Genomic DNA, 18,296 nt, shown 5'->3' with positions numbered 1-18,296 from the left:
TAATGATTTCTTCTACCATTTTGTTTCACTTTTCATGTGCTACAAAGTGGTCCAGTTTTTAAAGCGGTTAAAAACAGAATGCGAACAATGTTTCCGTTCTATCAAATATTTTACACTAACTAATTAAGCGTGATACACCTATCCCACTATACTATCCAAGAGATTTAACAATGAGTGTAATGTAATATTTTACCACCTTATAAGCATCAGGAATACTTATTTTACTATCTTAGTTAACTTAATTATTAACCAACTACCCAAATCGCTCAACTTTTGTGGTTAGGTAGTCAAAATCACAACTCATGAAAAAAACATTTATTCCTTTAGTCTTAACGGTACTCATAGGCCTGGTAGGCTGTATGCAGCAGGGTAGTAAATACCAGGTTGATCAGGTTTACAACGGTTTTAAACTTATCGAGAAACGTTTTGTAAAGGAGGTAAACGCTGAGTGCTTGTATTTCATGCACGAAAAAAGTGGAGCTCGTCTCTTTAAGGTGGCAGCCGACGACCCTAACAAATTGTTCAATATTGCTTTTAAAACTGTGCCTGAACATGATTATGGAACTCCTCATATTATGGAGCACTCGGTATTAAATGGCTCTACTAATTTTCCGGTGAAGAGTCCGTTTGATGTACTTACCAAAGGTTCCTTAAACACATTTCTAAATGCCATGACTGGCTCAGACATTACGACATACCCTGTAGCCAGCATGAATGACAAAGATTATTTTAACCTGATGCATGTATATCTTGATGCAGTATTCAACACACGTATCTATGATGACCCACGCATTCTTCAGCAAGAAGGCTGGCACCACGAGATGGATGATGTAAATGGTGAAGTCGTATACAAAGGAGTGGTATACAATGAGATGAAAGGTGCTTTCTCATCTCCTACCCGCGAACTCGACTATCAGGCCAGTAAAATATTATTTCCCGACAATACGTATGGCGTATCTTCAGGTGGTTACCCAACCGAGATACCTAAACTAACCTACGAGTATTTCATCAATTTTCACAAGAAGTTTTATCACCCATCAAACTCCTACATCCTATTATATGGCGATGCTAATCTGGATAAGGAAATGGCCTTCATCAATGAGCAGTACCTCATAAATTACGATAAATCAGATAAGAAAGTTGAGATACCACTACAGAAACCTTTTGATGCCATGAAGGTGGCCGAAAAAAGTTATCCGGTGCCAGTTGGAGCCGATACCGAAGATAAATCATACTTAAGCCTAAACTTTGTAATTGGACAAAGTACTGATGTTGATCTTTGTCTGGCATTTAACGTTATTACGGAGGCTTTGGTTGAGCATGAATCTGCACCTGTGCGATTAGCTTTACAAGAAGCCGGTATTGGTAAAGATGTGAGCTGTTACTTTGCTGAGTCGAAGCAAAACATCATGGAAATTCAGGTACAAAATGCCAATCCGGAAGATCAGGCCCGCTTTAAAGAAGTAGTGTTCAGCACGATTAAAAAGGTCATATCTGAAGGGTTCGATAAAGAAACACTGGAAGGCATCATCAATCGCATGGAGTTCAGAATGCGCGAAGGCGATACTCCTCAAAAAGGTATAATGATTGCTTTCTCAAACTATCAAGGTTGGTTCTTTGCTGATGATCCATTCTTAGGTCTGGAATACGAAGCGCCACTTGCTCATGTAAAAGAATCTCTGACCAGCAATATGCTCGAAGAGCTTTGTCAGAAACACATTCTGGATAACCCGCATGCTCTATTAATAACCTTAAAACCAGAACCAGGATTACAGGATAAAATTGATGCAAAAGTCAATCAAGAATTAGCTGATTATAAAGCATCCTTAGCTATAGATGACAAGCAAAAGCTTGTTGATGATACGAAGGCATTAATTGCTTATCAGAAAGAAGAAGATTCTCCGGAAGCTTTAGCGACTATTCCGATGTTGACACTGGCCGATATCTCACCCGAAGTTGAATGGTATCCTATTGAGGAAAAACAAGCTGAATCGGTTCCGGTACTTCACTACAATGAATTTAGCAGTAACATCTTATACAGCAAGTTGTATTTCGATTTATCAGCATTGCCACAGGATTTGATTCCGTATGCAAAGCTACAAACGGCTTTATTGGGTAAGTTAAATACTGCCAGCTATACCTATGGTGAATTGGATAACCAACTGAATATTCATACCGGTGGTTTCCATACCAGTCTGAATAACTATATTGAAGAGAATAACATTCACCAGATGACGCCTAAATATGCAGTGACAGCCAAAGCTACAGAGGCCAAAAGTGAAAAGATGTTTGAGCTAATTACTGAGATTCTGACCACCACTAAATACGATGATGAAGAGCGTTTAAAATCATTATTGACGCGTCATCAGGCAGGTACTGAGTCCTATATCAAAAACAGGGGAATTAACGTTGCTTTAACGCGCTTAGGTTCATACTACTCTCCAGCAGGTGTCTATAATGAGATGACCAGCGGCCTGGACTATTATCAGTTCATTACCGAATTGACTGATAATTACGATGCTAATAAAGAGGAGATTATAGAAAAGCTACAAATGACAGCTGAGTTATTATTTAACCGCAATAATCTAACAGCCGCAGTAACCTGTTCAGAAGCTAATTATCCGGCATTTATTAATGGTTTAGAAGGTTTTACTGCTCAACTATCAGATATGCCTTTGAAACAGGCCAGCTGGAAATTTGAGCCTGTAGCTAAAAATGAAGGACTTAAGTCATCATCCAAAGTACAATATGTGGTGAAAGGCTATAATTTCAAAGAATTAGGTTATGATTACAATGGTAAGATGCGTGTTTTAAACCAAATTTTATCGCGCGATTACCTGCAAACGCAAATTCGCGTAGTTGGTGGTGCTTATGGTGGATTCAGCGGCTTCTCAGCGACAGGTAATGTTTATTTTGCATCTTATCGCGATCCTAACTTAACAGAGACATTGGAGAATTATGATGCAACCCCAGATTTTCTAAATGAGTTTAGTGCTGATGATACTGAAATGACACGTTTTATTATTGGAACAATCTCTCGTCTGGATGGTCCAATGACTGTATCTCAGAAAGGAAATACAGCCTTTTCGCGTTACTTTAGTAAAACATCGCTTGAAGAGCTAAAAGCCGAGCGTACAGCCATATTGTCAACATCTGCTGAAGATATAAAAGGCATGAATAAAATGGTTAATGATGTATTAACTAAAGACATCTACTGTGTGTATGGTAGCGATACCAAAATTGAAGAAAACAAGGATATTTTTAACTCTATCATGCAAGTGGTGAAGTAAGGTATCTTCTTTAGTATTTAAAAGGGTATCTTATTGATACCCTTTTTTATTTTAAGCGCTAAACTACCTAGTGTAATTAGTTAAGAGCATACCCATACAACGCTGTACACCTTACACTTAGATACATGCGAGATATTTAAAAACCTTGTAAAAACTATCAAAATATTACAGATTAACCATTAACACTACCCTATAAATCCTTATATGAACCACCTACTTTTTGATCAAAAATTGATATTATTGTAAGGCTTAAAATCGAGCAATGGTGAATCAATTACTCAATAAATATCATGCTTTACTAAAAGCTATGACTTGTTTTCTTCTGCTAACTGCAAGCACGCATGTCAGTAGTCAGGATACAACTAATGTGTTTGTAAAAACCTTACACAATATAGATTCCCTTGTCACGGAATCACTGAGTTCGGAAGGCGGTATTGTACCGGCTCCTATGTTTAATCCAACCATGGGAACAGGAATTGCCGTTTTACCGGTGTATGTCTATCGTATAAAAGGTACTCACCCCGAGACCAACCCCTCAACTTCACAAGGTATCTTGTTTTTTAATTTTACAGGCTCCTTTCTGGCAGGTGCCAAACAAACGCTTTACTTCAATAGAAATAAATTTTGGCTGGATGCCTATGTTGGGTACGCTTCAATGACCTTCGAAAACTATATAAAAGGATCCGATAAGAAAGAAACAGTACAGTTTAAGGGTTTTGTCTCTAATGTATCCTTTGCATTTAAGGTAAAAGAACATTTTTTTCTTGGACCAATTATGAGTAATAGTTATCTGCTGGAGGAATTATCTGAGCAATTTGGCAGCTCTGGTGATAATGACAACTTCTATTGGTATCATGTGCCTGGCTTAAAAGTTAGTTATGACAGCAGGGATAATTTGTTTTATCCTGAATCAGGTTGGTTTAGCTCTCTATCATACGAAACCTTAATACATAACCCTAGTTATAGCTATAATTTCGATAAAATAATACTTGGTATATCAAACTACCAAATCATAAGCAAAGATAAAAGTAAACTGATTGCCACACGTTTTTTTGGTCAGGCTGGTATTGGAAAATTACCATTGCATGAGATGGCCTCTCCCGGCGCCTCACCAATATTAAGGGGGTATATCACCGGTAATTACTTGAATTCCTCGATGATTTCTGTGCAATCAGAATTAAGATGGATGTTTAACGAGCGCTGGGGAGCTGTTGGCTTTGCAGGCTATGGATGGTTATTCGATGAGCCTCGTAATATAGAAGATAACATCTCGTTGCCCTCTATTGGCACAGGCGTGAGGTATCGGATATTTCCAACATTCAAAATTAACCTTGGTCTTGATGTAGCCTTTGGTCGAGATGGAAGTGCCAATGTGTATTTTAAATTGTCTGAATCGTTTTAATTAGCGACTTGTTTTGTGAACACCTTACAAGCTATAAGTTTATTCGCAATCATGAAAGGACGATCAAAATGCAGAATGACAACACGATGATATACAAATGCCTATTGCTGGTAAAAATCTTTGACAATCTTATGCATCACTTTATTAGTGCGAATGGCCGTTTGACCCGTACTGACACATTCACCAATCCCTTGTAATGACTCTACAACCTGCTTTATAAGGTTATATTGGATGTTCTCAGGATTTAAATATGGATAATCAATCACATCACCATCTTTATATAAAACAATAGCTTCATGTTTAAAGCCTGAAAACTGAATCTTACCTTTGGTACCAACGATTTCAATAGTATCCTCTTCCACCATATCGGGGCTCACAAAAGACCAAATGCCATTACCAACTACTCCATTTTCGAATTGCATGGAAGCACTCACTGTATCTTCCACTTCGTAATAACCACCCCTGTTGGCCGCCACACCAAAAACGGCTTTAACAGGCCCAAACAGGTAATCCATAAAATCAAGCTGATGTGAAGCCAGATCATAAAAGATACCGCCTCCAGAATGTTCGGCCTGTAGTCGCCATATATTTTCGATACTCGTCATCTCATATGGTTTGGCCGGTCTAATCAAGCGCATGTTGACATATAAAGTCTGCCCAATAGCTCCTTCTTCGATCAAGCCTTTGACTTTTAAAAAACCAGGTAACGTACGTCGATAATAAGCTACAAATAGAGGAATACTGGTTTCCTCACTCACCTTAAGCATTTGCAAAGCCTGTTCATAATTAGCTGCCATAGGCTTCTCTACATAAACCGCTTTACCAGCCTTCATAGCTTTTATAGCATATTCGGCATGTGACCCCGGTGGTGTTGCAATGTATACAGCATTAACATCCGGATGATTAATAATGTCCTCAGCCTTGTTACTCCACTCTGGAACACCATGGCGATTAGCATATGATTCAGCCAAACTAGCATCCCTTCGCATTATAATTTGTAATTGACTACCAGATACTTTATTAAAAGCTGGCCCGCTTTTAACCTCAGTCACATTTCCACATCCAATGATGCCCCATTTGATACGCTTCAGCATAATTCGAATTATTTCAAAGCAGTAAGTTAAGCTATTTTGAAACGAAAAGATATGTTTTGTGTTAATACCAGGATCAATATTGTCCTAATTATTTTTACCAATTGGGCTTTCAGCCCAAACCCGACTTAAAACTGAAACGATTAAGAATATTCAATTCTTTATCGTTACGATGTTCTTGATGACAAAAACTAAGGAAAAAGCATCAAGGCTGCACCTGCTTCACTCAAAAACTACGGTTCTTTGACTGAAATCGTTTAAACTCGCTTCGCTCACACAGAAAACGATTTTTAAGTGTCAAACAACCTTGTTTTATGGCTCACCAGCTGAGTCCCTTTCGTAACAATTCGTTTCAAGGAATGGAATAAAACGTTTAGGACTCTATTATACCAGGATTAACAATTTCTTTATCTGTTTTTAAAACGAAACACTCAGTAATCGATTAGAATAAGTTTAGTCCATCACGATAGCCATGTACCTATTTCAAATAGTAACCTGAGTCGATTAAGTTATTGGTGTTATTAGCATACAAGGCATAATTAAAACCTTTATGCAAACTATAAGCGCCTACCTCACCTGATTTATTGATGGCTAAATAACCTATTTGAAAATCCTGATAACCAGGTATTTTTTTAACGATACGATCAATCGCCTCTTCAACAGCTTGTTGCGGACTGTATCCCTGATTCATTAATTCAACAACTAAAAATGAGCCCAATGTTTTCATAACAAGCTCTCCCATACCTGTCGCTACCGCGCCTCCCACTTCATTGTCGCAATACATACCTGCACCTATAATAGGACTATCACCTACCCGACCATGCATTTTATAGGCTAGTCCACTTGTGGTACAGGCGCCCGAAATATCGCCTTTAGCATCCAAGGCCAACATACCAATAGTGTCATGATTTTCAATATTTATCAGTGGTTTATACTCTGAGGTCTTTCTCCACTCGATCCATTGCTGCTTGGCTTTCTCGCTTAGTATGTTTTCTTCTACAAACCCTTCCTCTTTGGCAAATTGCAAAGCCCCGTCACCAGCCAGCATCACATGAGGCGTCTTTTCCATCACTCTGCGAGCCACCGAAATTGGATGTTTGATGTTTTCAAGGGCACAAACCGAACCTGCATTTCCCGTTTCATCCATAATGCAAGCATCAAGAGTTACAATGCCATCTCTGTCAGGACGTCCACCATAACCCACACTCATATCATTCGGATCTGCTTCAACTACTTTTACACCTTGCTCAACCGCATCCAATGCTCTTCCTCCATTATTAAGCACCTGCCATGCAGCTTCATTGGCTTGCATCCCATTTTTCCAGGTAGAAATAGCCAAGGGTTTGGTGATGTTTGTGCTTTTATGCTTTGTGTCAGCAGCCTGACAAGCTTGATTACTCGCCGCCACAACACCTAATGTTGCAAGTCCTGTTTGCTTTAAGAATTTTCTACGTGAACTCATTTAATAGAATATTAAGTCGGATTTTCCTGTTAGTTTTTCAAATTATAGATTGATGCATCCTACAAAAGTTTTATTTTTGAATGCATTAAACCAAATGTAACGAAAATAGGCTAAGAATGACCCATAAGTTGAAAGATGCACACCAAGATGAACATTTCTACGACATCATTGGCGATGTCCATGGTCATTTAACGGAGTTACAAAAGTTACTGATCAAACTAGAGTATTCGATGGTGAATGGTGTTTGGTCACATGCCTACAGAACGGCTGTTTTTGTAGGTGACTTTATCAATCGGGGCTCCAATAGCAAAGGGGTTATTCACCTGATAAAAGACATGGTAAATGCCGGTACAGCTTTGGCCATATTGGGAAATCACGAACTAAATGCCATTCTTTATTTTACGCAATTTAATGATGAACCAATTCGATTGCCAGGCAATAATAACCTGCGCTTACTGGAACGTTTTGCGAATGAATATAATGGCCATAAGGAAGTATTAAAACGAGACATTAAATGGCTACGCACGCTGCCTTTACACCTCACAATCAACGGCATTAGAGTGGTACATGCCTACTGGAACGACGAAAACCTGTCGAAGCTGGACTCTCTGTATGAAGGTGGCAAATTAAAAAAACGCTCATTAAAAGCCGCCATGGAGCCATCTTCTGAATGGCACAAACCCCTATTTGAAACATTAAAAGGAATCGAACTTGCCATGCCGAAAGATTTGGTGATAAAGGATTCACAAAATGTCAAACGTGAGAATTTCAGAATTAAATGGTGGAGAAAGCCTAAAGGGAAAACTTTTAAGAAAATGAGTTATGGCAATAAGTTTGAATTACCCGATTATACTATCCCGTTAGAAATCATTAGCGATTATACGATTTATCCGAAGACCGATCCTATTGTTTTTATTGGCCACTATTGCATGGGACATGGACCTATGATTCCATCAAAAAACATCTGTTGTGTTGATTCCTGTGTGACAGGTACAGGCCGTCTGGCAGCCTATAGATACAATGGCGAAGGTGAATTAAATGAGGAAAACTTTGTGTTTGTTAGTCTTTAAGCATCAACCTTTATTCGGATTGATAAATAAGACCTAAAGGCTATAAAACCTTTAGGTCTGCAGTAATATTCTATTTCTTTTTTGTGAAAAAAGCAACGATGGCTGATGTGATAGCCCCCATCATAACAGCGCCAATCATGGCTTGTTTAATATAGCTTTTAAGCGTAAAAAACTGTTCGGCCTGTTCTTGAGTTAGTTTACCTTGCTCAACTGATAAGGCAATCACATTTGGGAAATACTCGGGCGATAAATAAACATGTGTCAGATATTGGCCCACAGGGCTTAACAGAGATACAATAACTGCAATGATCAAACCACTAACAAAGCCTTGCGACCAGGTCATTATGCCGCCTAAAGATTTGCGCTTGTCTAATAATGCCATTACATAAATGATGATAGCCGGAATAGCAAAAAAATTGGTTAAAATATAATGCTTGTCTATTTTTTCATCGTGTAAGCCAATAGATTTTTCAAAGACAGTCCATAATAAAACAATGGCAAAAAAGATGATACCCCACTTGAGTTCAATAGCTATTTTTTTCATGATGTTATGATTTTATGCTAGTGAAACAGACATCGTGCTTATCTTGTTTAAAAAAAGCGACATTAGAAGTTCATCTAATGTCGCTTTCAATATATTAAGTCACTTAACTCTATAGTTTGTCGATAATCGAATTCAATGTCTCACTTGGGCGCATAGCCTTCGATACTAATTCAAATACCGGAGCATAATAACCACCCACATCAACGGATTCTCCTTGCGCAGCATTTAACTCATTTACAATTTTTGTTTCATTGTCTTCCATCGCTTTGGCAATTGGAGTAAAAGCCTGTTTCAAGCTCTCATCTTTGCCTTGCTTGGCAAGTGCCTGCGCCCAATACATGGCCAGATAAAAATGACTTCCGCGGTTATCTAGCTCATTAACTTTGCGCGATGGTGATTTCCTTTCATCTAACAGTTTGCCGGTGGCTTCATCCAATGTTTCACCCAGTATTTTAGCTTTTGGATTATTACTATTGTTGCTTAAGTGCTCCAATGATACAGCCAATGCCAGGAACTCACCCAATGAATCCCATCGTAAGTGTCCCTCCTGCTCAAATTGCTGAACGTGTTTAGGAGCTGAGCCACCTGCACCTGTTTCAAATAGCCCACCTCCATTCATTAATGGCACAATGGATAGCATTTTGGCACTGGTACCTAATTCCAGAATAGGAAATAAATCCGTCAAATAATCGCGTAATACATTACCTGTCACCGATATGGTATCTTCCCCTTTGATGATGCGTTCCAATGAGAAACGCGTGGCTTCAACAGGTGATAATATATGGATTGTAAGCCCTGTAGTATCGTGATTAGGCAAATACTGATTCACTTTCATGATCAATTGACAATCATGAGCTCTGTCTTCATTCAACCAAAATACAGCTGGTACTCCTGTGGCCTTGGCACGATTAACGGCCAGCTTCACCCAATCTTGTATCGGCGCATCCTTAACCTGGCACATACGCCAGATATCGCCCGTTTCAACGCTATGTTCTAACAAAGCTACACCATCCTGATCGATGACGCTAACCTTACCATCAGCAGGAATCTGGAATGTTTTATCGTGTGAACCATACTCTTCGGCTTTTTGAGCCATTAAACCAACATTAGACACACTACCCATAGTGGTTGGATCAAAAGCTCCATGTTTCTTACAGAAATCCATAGTCTCCTGATAAACACCAGCGTATGAGCGATCAGGAATGGTATAAATGGCATCTTTGGCTTTACCATCTGGTCCCCACATCATTCCGGAAGTACGAATTGCAGCCGGCATAGATGCATCGATAATCACATCACTCGGCACATGCAGGTTGCTTATCCCTTTATCGGAGTTAACCATGGCCAAAGCAGGTCGTTTTTCGTAACAAGCCTGAATAGCTGCTTCAATTTCTTCTTTTTGCGTTGCAGGTAACTTCTCCAATTTGGCAAATAAATCACCCAAACCATTATTGGCAGAAATACCTAGCTCCTGAAAAACATTAGCGTATTTTTCAAATACTTCGCTAAAGAATACTTCTACAACCTGACCAAAAATTATTGGATCAGATACCTTCATCATGGTGGCTTTTAAATGTACTGAAAACAACACATCATCATCTTTAGCTCGTTTGATGGCTGTTTCAATAAAGCTTCTTAAGGCTTTTTTATTCATCACCGATGCATCAATGATTTCACCTGCCTGAAGGGCCACCTTTTCTTTTAATACAGACACCTCACCATTGGCATTACTATATTCAATGCGCACATAACCTTCTTTTTCAATAGTAGTCGATTGCTCACTAGCAAAGAAATCACCTTCGGGCATGCTTAGTACATTTGACTTTGAGCTACTTTGCCATTCACCCATTGAGTGTGGGTTCTTTTTAGCATAGTTCTTTACAGCTCGTGGTGCACGTCGATCTGAGTTACCTTCTCGCAAAACAGGATTAACGGCACTTCCTTTTATCTTATCATAACGGCCTTTAATTGCCTCTTCCTTTTCATTTTTAGGTTCCTCAGGGTAATCAGGTAATGCATAGCCTTTATTTTGTAATTCTTTAATGGCCGACTGCATCTGTGGTATGGAGGCACTAATATTGGGTAGTTTGATAATGTTAGCCTCGGGAGTTTTGGCCAAATCTCCTAACTCAGCTAATGCATCAGAGATACCTTGCTCTTTGGTCAGGTAATCAGAGAAATTAGCGATTATACGTCCGGCTAGTGAAATATCACGTGTCTCCACTTCAACGCCAGCCGACTTGGTATATGCTTCAACAATTGGTAACAACGAATAGGTTGCTAAAGCCGGTGCTTCGTCTGTTTTGGTGTAAATAATCTTAGGGGTCTGTGTTCTCATTTTAATCAGTTCTTAAATGAATACGTGCCTATAGTAACGTTTCATGGGACGATGTGTTTAAATCATCAACATACAAATCGCTACTATTATAACTAAAGGTTTATTGTTAGTACAAATCTACTGTATTTAAGCAAATAGCCACTGATTTATCTCATATTACACGGACTTTATCAGCCAACAATTAAACCATTCTTGATTACTGTATAACTATTTTATTACTCCAGATCGAGATTAAACTCCTTCTTAAATATGGCTAAGGATGGATTTTTCTCCATCATCACTTTAAATTTATCTGCTACTGTAAATGCCTTTTGAGGACCTTTATCTTCAACCAGACTAATTTCAAATTCTAGCGATATCTTAGCATTTCTAAGACATCTTCTTAGGTAGGAAACAATGTTTGAGCGCTCCTTATTCAGCTCATACTCCTGTGTTTTATTGCGCAAGAGTACTTTTAAGGAGTTTTCATTTACCAACTTTGGCGGATGATTTTTATAGATGGTGTGTATACGCGGCTGTGTTTCGTGCTGCCTGGTAAAACGCCTCCATGCTTCATCCAATTTATCCTGATCGAATGCATCGTTCCAGGACATGTCAATGGGTTCTTCTTGTTTTTTCTCTACCTGCTTAACCTTTTGCGTAACTGGCTGCTGTACTTTTTGAGCCAGATTCTTAAGAGAGATGGATTTTAGTCCACTACTCTTTGCACCACCCATTCCCGGAGGAGGTGGAACTTTTACACTTGTTTTTTGACCTGTATTATGCTGGGGAGTCTTTGTTGTCGGGACTTTCGCTTGTACCTTACCTACCGTAATGATGGGGATTTCATCAGACGGCTCTACTTTTTTTTTTCGGTAACGATACGTGCCAGACGTATGAGTGCAAACTCAATGTGTAATCGCTTATTCTTAGCTGCACGATACTGTTGTTCGCTGTCGTTAATAATTTTCAGTGCTTCGTATAAAAAGTCAACTGAGCATTGAGCAGCTTGTTGCTGGTATTTATCTTTCGTGCTTTGCCCAACTTCCAGTAAACTGGCTGTAGAGGCATCGCGACACATTAGCAAATCACGCATGTGACTATTTAATCCAGCCATAAAATGTTGCGCATCGAAACCTTTCAATAATATTTCATTGAAGATTAATAAGCCTTGTTTGTAATCTTCTGCTAAAAAAGCATCGGTCAGCTTAAAGTAATAGTCGTAATCGAGTACATTTAAGTTCTCAATAACTTGCTGATAGCTGATTTCTTTACCTGAAAATGCCACTATTTGATCAAAGATCGAAAGCGCATCTCGCATGGCACCGTCAGCTTTTTGAGCAACTACAGCCAAACCTTCTTCTTCGATATTCACACCTTCACTTTCTGAAACGTATTTAAGATGTCCCACTGCATCAGCAATTGTGATGCGGTTAAAATCAAAAATTTGACAGCGTGACAAAATCGTCGGCAAAATTTTATGTTTCTCGGTAGTTGCCAATATAAAAATGGCATGACGTGGAGGCTCTTCCAATGTTTTCAGAAAGGCATTAAAAGCTGCCTGAGACAACATGTGAACCTCGTCAATGATATAAACCGAATAGCTTCCTAATTGAGGTGGAACACGCACTTTATCAATCAAACTACGGATATCATCTACCGAGTTATTACTGGCAGCATCCAGTTCATGAATATTATACGAACGGTTATCGTTGAATGACAAGCAAGACTCACACTCATTACAAGCCTCAAAATCTTCTGAAATGTTGGAACAGTTAATTGTTTTGGCAAAAATACGCGCACAAGTGGTTTTACCCACACCACGCGAGCCACAGAACAAATACGCATGCGCTAAATGACTGCTTTTAATTGCATTCTTAAGCGTCGTGGTAATGTTGCCCTGCCCTACGACCGAACGAAAAGTGGCCGGTCTGTATTTTCTTGCTGAAACAATGTATTCCATATTAACTAATCAGTAGTCATTTAGCCTGAAGATTGTTGCTTTCACACCTTCAGAATCTAATGCAACTATTTTTAATTGCGTGACAAATATATAATTTCTTTAAGCCCTTCCCAATTTGACGACTTAGAAGTTATTAACATTTAAACAGCTTATAGAAAAAAGATACAAGACAAGAGAACTAAGGTAAAAAGCTCACATATTTTGTAGTAAACAACCCTTCTTTTATTCTCTTTAGTCTATTTTATTAGATCTTCTTTACTTCTTTCCGCTTCCTTTAAAATAATCCTCTTTCTCTGAGAAAAGTACATTAAAAGTGGTTAAACTACCATAGGCACGTGTGATGTATTGCTGGATATGAACTTTTTCTTCATCATTGAGTGTTGATGAGGAGTTAATGTTCTGCTCAAGCACACGAAGACGATCGCGTACCATCACAATCTTCTTAAAGAACACATCCATAGGGATTTCTTTTGCTTGTAATGATTCGTCAGCAGGTTGCAACATGACCTTACCTCCTATCCATTTCTGGCCCAACTCAACTTCGGCAGGTAATGATCCATACTCATCCAGGACTGAAGCAATGGCAAACCGTAAATCACGCACAGTTATTGTTTCCGGTTTACCTTCATCCGGACTCTCAACAACATTAAGGTTTGTGCTGGTCTTTGGAATTTCCATTTTACCACCATCCTCAAAGTACACAATATAAGCTCCTAAGGTTATTTTAGCGATAATACCTTCACCATATCTTGGGTGTTCAACGGTTGTACCTACTTTTATATCTATTGAATCCATATTAGTATTTGTTTAAATTGCATGAATAATTGGCATGATATTTATTGCCTAATTTAGCCAATCGAAAACAAAAAATAATCACGATGAAGAAAGTATTTATAGCAGCCTTTTCAATTTTATTATTAATTAGCTGTAAAACAACAGAAAAAGCATCGGCCTCAACTGAAGGGGCATTGCAAGAGCCTGACATAGAAAGCTTGTTTATTGAAAGTAATATATGGGAACTAAGCACATACATGGGTAAGCAACCTGCCGATGTTGGCTTTATTAATAAAATACCAACTTTAGTCATTAATTTGGCTGAGCAGCGAGCAGGTGGCAATAGCGGTTGCAATTCTTTTGGTGGTGAAGCCATTATTGAAGGTGACACCATTACACTGGGCAAAGTGATATCTACTAAAATGTTCTGTCAGGGAGTGCCCGAATATGAGTTTTTCCAGCTGATACAACAGCCTTTAAAATATCGTATCAAAGGAAATACGCTCTCGCTTGAAAAAGAGGGTGAAGTAATATTGGAATACAAATTAATTGAAGGTAGTAAATAGTCATTGACACTAAAAGAGGGAGCATCAGCCCCCTCTCTGTTAACTATTTGATTTTTATTGTCCTAATTCAAATCGCCAACACCTCTAGTTATATTTACTTTTTAAATTTCAAAGTAGATATTGTTCCATCATTTAATTGTATCCGAACGATATATATATTGTGACTTAAATGATTGGTGGATATATGCCTTACGCCCGTATTACTGGCGACCTCACGACCAAGCATATCATAAATGCTTATGCTGAATACTTCATGGGCAGACTCAACTCTCATGGTTTGCAAGACATCATCATAATGGAGTTTAACATCCTTTTCGGCCCTAAGCTCATGAATAGCATTAAAATCATTAACCAATAAGCTAACATCATCCCAAAACCAGCCCCAGGCCTGCTCTTCATAAATACAAAATCCAAGATAAACGGTCTTTCCCAGAAACTGTTCAGGAATTTTCGCCTTAGCTTCTTCCCAAACGTCACTTTCTTTAGGATGATCATCATAAATAACTGTCCAGTTTTGCTTATCAATTGATATTGCGACTTTATTTTTAGCATCACCATTCAGGTCGTATTTTTGCCAAAAGGATAATGATAAGTCATTAAAATCCATCAAATCAATTGCTGGCGATATCAACCAAAACGACTCATTATTACTGTTTTTATTGTAGAATTGAATGCCGTTATAGCCACCCTGTGTATGATTAGAGCCTACCACTGTTTCCCACAAGTTCACTGAACCATTACTTCCATCTGGAACTTCCCACCCAAGAGGTAAGGCAGGTGGCAAAGTATCTTCAAAATCCTCTGCAAACAAGCGTATGCCTTCTTTTTCGTCATAATAGTTTATTTGAAGTGTTAAGATTTCGGATTGCTGAATATTTGCAGCGTTTATGGTTTTAAATGCATTATCATTAAAAGTGAGACCTAAATTGCTAATATCATCAATGGTTTCATGCTTGGTCACCTTTCCATGTAGCGCTAAGCTTAATGAAGACGGTCCTATTTTATCCATACTAAGCTGCAAGCCTTCCGGAAGATTGTGTACTTTATAACTATTATCGGTTAAGACATCATCTGTCCAGGCAAATTCATCCCCCTCTAAATCAATGCTTATGGCTTTTTCAATGGAGCCATCATCCATGGGAGACTCTTGAAAAATCGTTTCCTTCCAGATTAACATGGGTGTTGGACCTTTTACTGTCAATGAAAAAACATTGTCATTATCCTGTAAAAAGTCTGCCAATTCAACCCCTGAGGAATTACCTGAAAATAAATTAGTGGAAGGAACAGTTGTTTGCGCCCAATTTCAACATCTCATTATTACCATCAAACAAGTCACCTGCAACACCTCTGTCTTTGGCTGCATATAAGCCCGATGTTTTGTTAAAATCCGCCTCTAACATGCGAATGGCCGGAAAGTCACGATTATCGTTTATGCCTCGTTCCAGTGCTATTTTGTTTTTTGATATCTGATAGATAGCCAAGCCTGAACCTAGTTGTTTAATGTCATTTAACTCTGCCTGCCTATTCTCCAATAAAAAATATTGATCGTCACTTTTAGTATTGATTCTCAGTACCTGATCTTGATGCTTATTCATCGATGACAGTTTGTAGGCTCCTTTATCGGTATAATTTATGATGACAGGCTCCTCCCAGCCCAATTTACAACGCGACCAGGCACAAAAATTAGAAGGCTGATAGCCTCCATCGAGCCATGAGCCAGCAGACATAAGTGCCCAATGACCTAAACCATTGGATTTACCTGTTCCATCGTACATATCGGGTAAGCCTAATGCATGCCCAAATTCATGGGCAAATGTACCAATTCCAGCCGCTCTGTTTTCACCATTATAAACACGACGTTCGCATGCGATCACATAACTATCAATAGTTACACCATCGTAAGACACAGCTTTGTTTACCGTAGATGACAAGGACCAGGAATGTGGCCAAATATACTGCTCTTCACCGCGATGGTCGGCTCCTAGTCCGGCATGCATCACCATAATGGCATCTGCCTTCCCATCCCCATCATTATCGTATTTTGAAAAATCGAGCCCTTCTTCTTCAGCATTATCAATAGCTTTTCGAACAAGATTACCTGTTAAATACATCCCTTTAGATTCAGAGAAATCACTATGAGCTGCTTGACAATTATACCACTCCAACACATCGATATTCACGTTTAAAAGTTCGTGTGATGCATTCTTATAAAAAGGCTTAAAACTTGCCTTATCAGCAGTGCTTTCGCCATTAAATAGCATTTCAATATCAGCTTTAGATGAGCGGTGCTTAATATCTGAGAATTCGACTAGCAGTAATAATATATTAATTTCTCCGCTTGACTGCACCGATGGCTTTAATTGCATGGCTTTAAGCTGCCTGCCAATGCGTTTCATTAACTCTACTTGCTTTTTAAACTGGCGTTGAATCTTCTTAATTAACGTGAGTTCGACCTAAGCAGCCTTTTTATTAACACGATCTTCATCAATTACATCAATATTAATTGATGGCTTCTTAGGAAGGAAATGATATGCCGCTAGTCCTGCAATCAGGTTTGAAAGAAAATTATTGAAACACCGATGCCTGGTATGTTCAATGTGACAGATGTTTTTAAGTTCATCATTGACTGTTTCAACAAGAGCTCTTTTTCGAAGAAGGATATGATCATTCATAAGGATTAAAGAGTTCTTCATGTTCTTCTTAAGCTTGGTAATAAGGTGAATGTCATCAATAAACAGTTGCTCAAATAATGATTGACTTATGTAGCCTTTATCGGCAATTAGCTTCCCAAATATTTTATCATGAAAATCCTTGTTTTTAAGTGGCTGTCTGTCGTCAACATTTCCATGGGTGAACAGAAAATCAAGGATTTCTCCTTTGTCATTAATCACTATATGCAGCTTAAATCCAAAGAACCAGCCCATTGAGCATTTTCCTTTCTGAGCAAGCCCCTTAAATACCTTATGTTGCTTTTCCCTTCTGATGTGACAAACCCTAATTGGAGTTGAGTCAATGAATGAAATACCAGTGCACTTGCCCAGGCAGCAAACTTGAAGAAAAACAGTCATTGGCATCAATGCTTTTTGTTGAAGTTCTGTGAAGCGATTGTATGATACCGTTGATGGAAAATCATCTTGCATATGCTTTTGCACGTAGTTGATATAAAAGTGTTTTAAGTTTCTAAATTGGCCTAAATGAAAAAGAATCAGAATTGTAATAACCTCGCTGTCTGACATCTTAAACTTCCTGTTTCTGCTCTTCTTTGAAGTGTTTTCAGTTAGAATATGTCCAGACTTGGCAAGTTCAAATTCTTTGCAAAATTCATCGACTAAATAGTAAATTTCGATAACTTTATCTTCTATAAGAAACGAGATGTTTTTGGGTTATATATTTAAATGTCAGATACTTAAATATACTAAAAATACTTGTTTCTTTTTTCCTATAAATCAATTTCTTACATCGAACTCACGTTAATTACTGAATGAGGAATATTTGTCCCTACTTCGTATGGCGTAGCAACTGGTCCTCCATTTCTATAAATACAATAATAATAGACATTGCCTTTTTTAATACAAGGCAGATTTTCTGCACTAAGCAGATAATTAAACACATTATCTCCGGCAGGAAACAATGTCATATTTTCACCATTTGAATTATGGTAATTTATTGGCTGTGATGAAATTGGAGAACCAATAACATATTTTTGCTGAGCCTGCATAAAAGCAGCACATAGCCAAAGGGTAAAGGTCTCCGCATTACCGATATAAAAAAAACAACTCATTAGATTGATCAATCAATTTGAGGCAGTGTCAATCAA

At 38.4% G+C, this 18,296-nt stretch carries 15 protein-coding genes; 4 read left to right on the top strand and 11 right to left on the bottom strand.

Translation table 11 applies throughout. The features are described from left to right. Positions 1 to 302: 302 nt before the first annotated feature. Positions 303 to 3,290, top strand: coding sequence for an insulinase family protein (locus JIV24_RS20130; RefSeq protein ID WP_200466878.1), 2,988 nt, complete (start codon positions 303 to 305; stop codon positions 3,288 to 3,290). 262 nt (positions 3,291 to 3,552) lie between these two features. After that, positions 3,553 to 4,692 carry a BamA/TamA family outer membrane protein gene (locus JIV24_RS20125; RefSeq protein WP_200466877.1) on the top strand — a complete coding sequence of 380 codons (1,140 nt, stop codon included), beginning with the start codon at positions 3,553 to 3,555 and terminating at the stop codon, positions 4,690 to 4,692. Between the two features lie 101 nt (positions 4,693 to 4,793). Here JIV24_RS20125 and JIV24_RS20120 read toward each other — a convergent pair whose 3' ends face one another. Further along, positions 4,794 to 5,786 (bottom strand): Gfo/Idh/MocA family protein, encoded by a 993-nt coding sequence (locus tag JIV24_RS20120; protein ID WP_200466876.1) that lies wholly within the window; start codon positions 5,784 to 5,786, stop codon positions 4,794 to 4,796. Between the two features lie 475 nt (positions 5,787 to 6,261). Continuing rightward, entirely contained in the window at positions 6,262 to 7,245 is a 984-nt protein-coding gene (locus tag JIV24_RS20115) for a N(4)-(beta-N-acetylglucosaminyl)-L-asparaginase (protein ID WP_200466875.1), read from the bottom strand. A 116-nt stretch (positions 7,246 to 7,361) separates the two neighbouring features. On the opposite strand from JIV24_RS20115, the gene JIV24_RS20110 reads away from it, so the two are divergent. Then, positions 7,362 to 8,315 carry a metallophosphoesterase gene (locus JIV24_RS20110; RefSeq protein ID WP_200466874.1) on the top strand — a complete coding sequence of 318 codons (954 nt, stop codon included), beginning with the start codon at positions 7,362 to 7,364 and terminating at the stop codon, positions 8,313 to 8,315. Positions 8,316 to 8,385: 70 nt separating this feature from the next. Here JIV24_RS20110 and JIV24_RS20105 read toward each other — a convergent pair whose 3' ends face one another. From JIV24_RS20105 to JIV24_RS20085, 5 genes are all read right to left on the bottom strand, one after another. Then, entirely contained in the window at positions 8,386 to 8,859 is a 474-nt protein-coding gene (locus tag JIV24_RS20105) for a DUF4199 domain-containing protein (RefSeq protein ID WP_200466873.1), read from the bottom strand. Positions 8,860 to 8,968: 109 nt separating this feature from the next. Further along, a complete protein-coding gene (locus tag JIV24_RS20100) occupies positions 8,969 to 11,197 on the bottom strand; it encodes an NADP-dependent isocitrate dehydrogenase (RefSeq protein ID WP_200466872.1) in 2,229 nt (742 codons plus the stop codon). 215 nt (positions 11,198 to 11,412) lie between these two features. Then, positions 11,413 to 11,913 (bottom strand): hypothetical protein, encoded by a 501-nt coding sequence (locus tag JIV24_RS22510; RefSeq protein WP_234445902.1) that lies wholly within the window; start codon positions 11,911 to 11,913, stop codon positions 11,413 to 11,415. 122 nt (positions 11,914 to 12,035) lie between these two features. After that, the gene (locus JIV24_RS20090) at positions 12,036 to 13,139 is read right to left on the bottom strand and encodes a DNA polymerase III subunit gamma/tau (protein ID WP_200466871.1); all 1,104 of its coding nucleotides are present in this window, start codon (positions 13,137 to 13,139) and stop codon (positions 12,036 to 12,038) included. A 255-nt stretch (positions 13,140 to 13,394) separates the two neighbouring features. Then, positions 13,395 to 13,934, bottom strand: a complete 540-nt coding sequence (locus JIV24_RS20085) for a hypothetical protein (RefSeq protein WP_200466870.1) — start codon at positions 13,932 to 13,934, stop codon at positions 13,395 to 13,397. Positions 13,935 to 14,017: 83 nt separating this feature from the next. Here JIV24_RS20085 and JIV24_RS20080 point away from each other — a divergent pair, with 83 nt between their 5' ends. After that, a complete protein-coding gene (locus tag JIV24_RS20080) occupies positions 14,018 to 14,479 on the top strand; it encodes an META domain-containing protein (RefSeq protein ID WP_200466869.1) in 462 nt (153 codons plus the stop codon). Between the two features lie 94 nt (positions 14,480 to 14,573). Here JIV24_RS20080 and JIV24_RS20075 read toward each other — a convergent pair whose 3' ends face one another. The 4 genes from JIV24_RS20075 to JIV24_RS20060 all read right to left on the bottom strand — a co-directional run bounded on the left by JIV24_RS20075 (position 14,574) and on the right by JIV24_RS20060 (position 18,260). After that, positions 14,574 to 15,719 (bottom strand): T9SS-dependent choice-of-anchor J family protein, encoded by a 1,146-nt coding sequence (locus JIV24_RS20075; RefSeq protein ID WP_200466868.1) that lies wholly within the window; start codon positions 15,717 to 15,719, stop codon positions 14,574 to 14,576. 31 nt (positions 15,720 to 15,750) lie between these two features. Continuing rightward, positions 15,751 to 16,875, bottom strand: a complete 1,125-nt coding sequence (locus JIV24_RS20070; RefSeq protein ID WP_200466867.1) for a M6 family metalloprotease domain-containing protein — start codon at positions 16,873 to 16,875, stop codon at positions 15,751 to 15,753. 57 nt (positions 16,876 to 16,932) lie between these two features. Beyond that, positions 16,933 to 17,841, bottom strand: a complete 909-nt coding sequence (locus JIV24_RS20065; RefSeq protein WP_200466879.1) for an IS982 family transposase — start codon at positions 17,839 to 17,841, stop codon at positions 16,933 to 16,935. Positions 17,842 to 17,933: 92 nt separating this feature from the next. Next, positions 17,934 to 18,260 carry a hypothetical protein gene (locus JIV24_RS20060; RefSeq protein WP_200466866.1) on the bottom strand — a complete coding sequence of 109 codons (327 nt, stop codon included), beginning with the start codon at positions 18,258 to 18,260 and terminating at the stop codon, positions 17,934 to 17,936. Between the last annotated feature and the right edge of the window lie 36 nt (positions 18,261 to 18,296).

It is taken from the genome of Carboxylicivirga marina, assembly GCF_016612505.1.
Classification (GTDB): Bacteria; Bacteroidota; Bacteroidia; order Bacteroidales; family Marinilabiliaceae; genus Carboxylicivirga; species Carboxylicivirga marina.
Note: the sequence above shows the minus strand (reverse complement) of the source record. Positions and strands in the feature narration are given on the sequence as shown.